The 4,849-nt window shown below is 41.0% G+C and carries 3 protein-coding genes, 3 tRNA genes and 3 pseudogenes; 6 read left to right on the top strand and 3 right to left on the bottom strand.

What is annotated here, in order from left to right; all coding sequences use genetic code 11:
* Positions 1 to 181 (top strand): hypothetical protein (locus Q0Z70_RS13000; RefSeq protein ID WP_298075156.1); only part of this gene is annotated, 181 nt, incomplete at its 5' end.
* Here Q0Z70_RS13000 and Q0Z70_RS12995 read toward each other — a convergent pair.
* From Q0Z70_RS12995 to Q0Z70_RS12985, 3 genes are all read right to left on the bottom strand, one after another.
* Positions 147 to 219: transfer RNA gene (locus Q0Z70_RS12995), tRNA-Lys, on the bottom strand. The genes Q0Z70_RS13000 and Q0Z70_RS12995 overlap by 35 nt on opposite strands.
* A gap of 6 nt (positions 220 to 225) precedes the next feature.
* Positions 226 to 297: transfer RNA gene (locus Q0Z70_RS12990), tRNA-Glu, on the bottom strand.
* A 33-nt stretch (positions 298 to 330) separates the two neighbouring features.
* Positions 331 to 417: transfer RNA gene (locus tag Q0Z70_RS12985), tRNA-Ser, on the bottom strand.
* A 563-nt stretch (positions 418 to 980) separates the two neighbouring features.
* Here Q0Z70_RS12985 and Q0Z70_RS12980 point away from each other — a divergent pair.
* The 5 genes and pseudogenes from Q0Z70_RS12980 to Q0Z70_RS12960 all read left to right on the top strand — a co-directional run.
* Positions 981 to 1,505 (top strand): annotated as a pseudogene (locus tag Q0Z70_RS12980) (helicase-related protein); the annotation flags it as partial.
* Positions 1,506 to 1,672: 167 nt separating this feature from the next.
* Positions 1,673 to 3,093 (top strand): annotated as a pseudogene (locus Q0Z70_RS12975) (class I SAM-dependent DNA methyltransferase).
* A 4-nt stretch (positions 3,094 to 3,097) separates the two neighbouring features.
* Positions 3,098 to 3,867: pseudogene (locus Q0Z70_RS12970) on the top strand (PDDEXK nuclease domain-containing protein).
* A gap of 5 nt (positions 3,868 to 3,872) precedes the next feature.
* Positions 3,873 to 4,109: a hypothetical protein gene (locus Q0Z70_RS12965; RefSeq protein WP_298075154.1), complete on the top strand. Its 237-nt coding sequence runs from the start codon at positions 3,873 to 3,875 to the stop codon at positions 4,107 to 4,109.
* Positions 4,079 to 4,723: a restriction endonuclease subunit S gene (locus Q0Z70_RS12960; RefSeq protein WP_298075153.1), complete on the top strand. Its 645-nt coding sequence runs from the start codon at positions 4,079 to 4,081 to the stop codon at positions 4,721 to 4,723. Before Q0Z70_RS12965 ends, Q0Z70_RS12960 begins: the two co-directional genes overlap by 31 nt.
* Positions 4,724 to 4,849: the final 126 nt, after the last annotated feature.

Raw genomic sequence — 4,849 nt, 5'->3', positions numbered from 1 at the left:
TATCAATGAAAACCTTTGCAAAGATGTAAAATTCAATACATTACAAAGGTTTTATCACTCAAAATGTCCATTAGACCAAAAACTATTAAGTCTTAAGAAGGATTATATAAAGAAAGTCTTGAAGAATAATTCTTTAGGACTTATAGTACACCCTCAGGGATTCGAACCCTGGACCCACTGATTAAGAGTCAGTTGCTCTACCAACTGAGCTAAGAGTGCATTTTGTAGTGGATACGAGAATCGAACTCGTGTTCCATGCGTGAGAGGCATGTGTCCTAGCCGCTAGACGAATCCACCAACTTTATCATTCCCTGAAAAGAAATGCGGTTGCGGAAGCTGGGGGATTCGAACCCCCGGTACGGTAGCCCGTACGGCAGTTTAGCAAACTGCTGGTTTCAGCCACTCACCCAAACTTCCTTAGTGACCAGCATTTTTTAATACGCAGCAAAGGTAGATAAAGTTTTGGACTGTACAAACCTTTTGGACATATTTTTTGTGGATTTTTTATTTCGGAGGTTAATCGGTTAACTCTTAAAATAAGGCTGATAAAAGTGTAGTAGGTTTGGAATTGCAAAAGCTGTAATTGCAAAGATCAGATGAGTCTCTACAAAAAAAGTCGAGTTAGTTCGTCTTTTCTGCTTTCGATTTTTACTATCTTTGCAAAGGATAAGCTTTTTTTGCGTATCTGTCTGAATGACAGTGTTGAGTAGAGAGAGGGAAAAGTTGTTGGTAACGATTTAGTGACTATGTAACTTCGCTGAACTGCTACGCTTTGCATCTCGTCAAACAGCTCTATATAATATATAAAATCGCTATACCAGAGTTAAAAAGTAGACACTAAAAATAATTTTAGCTAAACATAATTTTCCAAAGTAGACAATCGCGATATTTTTGTCTGAATTGATTTTACAAAGGTAGACATTTTCTACATTTTTAAGTCACTTTCGTTTTCAAAAGTAGACACATTCTCTAAACCGTTGTCCAATAAAGAGTTAAACCGAAGCATTATCAACCCGGCACAAATCAAACTTATTCTGTCTACTTATCGTGATGCGGTTTATACCGAATTGTTCACTGACCCGCAACGGGAGCCTAACTTTGACTATCTGCCCAAGACATTGATATTTGCCCTCAACGAAGCTCACGCCACCAATATCGTACAAATAGCTAAAAAAGTGTTTGGGCGAACTGATGATCGCTTTGTTCAGAAAATCACATATTCGGCAGGGGACAGCAATGAACTGATACGGCAATTCCGCAACGACAAGGATTTCCGCATTGCCGTAACGTGTACATTAGTAGCGACCGGCACAGATGTGAAACCGCTGGAAGTTGTGATGTTTATGCGTGATGTAGAATCATTGCCCCTCTACATACAGATGAAAGGGCGTGGTGTGCGGACAATTGGAGATGAACAACTACGAAATGTTACTCCAAACGCATTCAGTAAAGATTGTTTTTATTTGGTCGATGCCGTAGGTGTAACAGAACATGAACAGTCTATTCCGGCAACACATAGCCGCCAACGGCGCTTGTACCGTGAAGGATATTCGTGAGGACGATGCAACCCATGCAGCGCAAATGATACAGGCGTTTGGCAATATGCAGAAAGCAAACGACGCGCTCCGTTCTCTTTATACATTTGTAGTTTTAAGAAAAGCATCATAAATATATGGCAACAAATAACATAACAGAGCAATCGCTCACTAAGAAGGTATGGAATCTGGCAACTACGCTTGCCGGACAAGGTATCGGATTTACCGATTACATTACGCAACTCACCTATTTGCTGTTTCTGAAGATGGACGCTGAGAATGTGGAAATGTTTGGAGAAGAATCTGCAATTCCCACCGGCTATCAGTGGACAGATTTGATTTCTCTTGACGGTTTGGAACTGGTACGGCAGTATGAAGAAACGTTTTGAAACGACTTAGCGAGCAAGAGAATCTGATTGGCACTATTTACACCAAAGCGCAAAACAAGATTGACAAACCCGTCTATCTGAAAAAGGTCATCACCATGATTGATGAAGAACAATGGCTCATCATGGACGGCGATGTGAAAGGGGCTATCTACGAAAGCATTCTCGAAAAGAACGGGCAAGACAAGAAAAGCGGTGCAGGACAATACTTTACACCCCGTCCGCTCATCAAGGCAATGGTCGATTGCATAGCTCCGCAAATAGGGGAAACGGTTTGCGACCCGGCTTGCGGTACAGGCGGTTTTTTGCTGACGGCATACGACTATATGAAAGAGCAGTCGGCAAGTAAGGAGAAACGAGATTTTTTGAAAAATCAAGCGCTGCATGGTGTAGATAATACAGCATTGGTTGTAACACTTGCATCGATGAACCTCTACCTGCATGGCATCGGTACCGACCGCAGTCCCATAGATTGTGAAGACTCGCTCGAAAAAGCCCCGACACAATTGGTCGATGTCGTACTTGCGAATCCGCCTTTCGGGCAACGTCCTGCCGGCTCGGTCGAACTGAATCGAGATGATTTCTATGTGGCGACAAACAACAACCAACTCAACTTTCTGCAACATATCATGGTGTTGCTTAAAACGGGTGGTCGTGCAGCTGTAGTATTGCCGGATAATGTCCTTTTTGAAGGTGGTGCCGGTGAAACAATACGAAAGAAGTTGCTGACGGATTTTAATCTACACACCATTCTCCGCTTGCCTACAGGTATATTCTATGCCCAAGGCGTAAAAGCCAATGTTTTATTCTTTACGAAAGGACAGCCGACAAAAGAGATCTGGTTCTATGATTATCGTACAGATATCAAGCATACGCTTGCCACCAACAAGCTCGAACGCCATCATCTGGATGATTTTGTCTCTTGTTATATTAAACGGATAGAAACCTTCGATGCGGAAAACAATCCGCAAGGTCGTTGGCGCAAATATCCGGTAGAGGACATTCTCGCTCGCGACAAAACAAGTCTTGACATCACATGGATAAAACAAGGCGGAGATAAGGCTGACTGCACATTGGCAGAACTGATGACGGACATAAAAGAAAAAAACCTGACAATAAGTTCTGCTGTAGCTGAACTTGAAAAATTGCTCGCAAATATAAATGAGGATTGAGTGTATGGAAAACAATAATATAGCCATATCAATGGAACAGCAGTTTGGCGAGGTTGTAGATATTATTCTTCAACACAAAAGCCGTGCTTCCAGAGCTGTAAATAATGAACTGTTGTTTACGGCATGGCATGTGGGCAACTATGTATCTGCCAAACTGAAAAGCGAAGAATGGGGAAGCAAGATTGTAACACAGTTATCCGAATATATCCGTTCTAAAAGGCCGGATTTAAAAGGTTACAGCAGAAGGAATATTTACAATATGGTAATGTTTTACGAAGAATATTCTGCTTTGTCATTTTATTTGTCGATTTTCTTGATTTGCCGAAGAAACACAGTGAAACTCGGTTGAGAAATGGCTTGATAGAGCACATGAAGCAGTTTATTCTTGAATTGGGTAAAGATTTTATATTTATGGATCAGGAATATCGTCTCAATATCGGGGCATCTACATTCAAGGCTGATTTGCTGTTCTTTCATCGCGGATTGCAGGCATTGGTCGCTGTGGAACTGAAAAAGACGAAATTTCATCCTCGCGACCTCGGACAGTTGGAATTCTATTTAGAAGTACTTGACCGGGATGTGAAACGCTCCAACGAAAATCCGTCCATAGGCATAATTCTCTGTCCTGAAGCTGACCGGGTAGTGGTGGAATATGCCATGAGCCGAAGCATGAGCCCTACGATGATAGCGGAATATAAACGCATCCTTATTCCACAGGAGCGTATGCAGGAGAAACTGAATGAATTTTGTGACTTGTTCCTTACTAAAGACTAATTGCTATGGATACCAAGAACCGTCAAAAAATACTCGACCTTGTTATTCATGGCAAACTCGTTCCACAAGACCCGAATGACGAGCCTGCATCTGTATTGCTTGAACGTATCAAAGCGGAGAAAGAACTGTTGATTAAGGAAGGAAAAATAAAGCCCACAAAAAAACAGCAAAAACTTCTGATACGCCCCATTATAAGAACGTACCGTTCGAGATGCCTGATAATTGGGTATGGACAACATTAGGATATATTGGCGTTTGGCAAGCTGGAGGAACGCCAAGCCGTTCTAATAAATCTTACTATGGTGGAAATATACCTTGGCTTAAAACTGGTGATTTGAATTATGGACTGATTACAAATATTCCAAGTATTACGGAAGAAGCTGTTGCAAATTCTTCAGCTAAAATAAATCCTACAGGAAGTGTCCTTATCGCTATGTATGGAGCAACAATAGGTAAATTGGGAATTCTTACATTCCCTGCAACAACAAACCAGGCATGGTGCGCATGTGTTGAATATTTTGCAATAATTCAATACTACTTGTTTTATTTTCTTTTATCTCATAGAGATAAGTTTATAGCAAAAGGTTGTGGTGGAGCACAACCAAACATTTCAAAAGAAATAATTGTCAATACCGCTATTCCACTACCGCCACTCGCTGAACAAGAAAAGATAGTAACAGAAATAGAACGTTGGTTTATTAAAGTAAACCAACGCTCTATCTCTGCGACAATACGATATTGTTCGGCTAATGGAGGCAAAGGAAATAAAAATGAACATATAATTGAACCACTTATATTAGACTGGGCACCACTAAAGGCAAGTTTCAAAATCGCCTCTGTTTTAGAGCCTGTTTAAATTTTGTTCAGCAACATTCTTATTGCAGCAAGTTTCACCATTTCCTCTACCGAATCGAACGTAAATTCGTAGTTTCGACAGAGTCTCCTATAATTATCGAACCAAGAAAATGTTCTTTCCACAATC

It is taken from the genome of uncultured Bacteroides sp. (genome assembly GCF_947632445.1).
Classification (GTDB): Bacteria; Bacteroidota; Bacteroidia; order Bacteroidales; family Bacteroidaceae; genus Bacteroides.
Note: the sequence above shows the minus strand (reverse complement) of the source record. Positions and strands in the feature narration are given on the sequence as shown.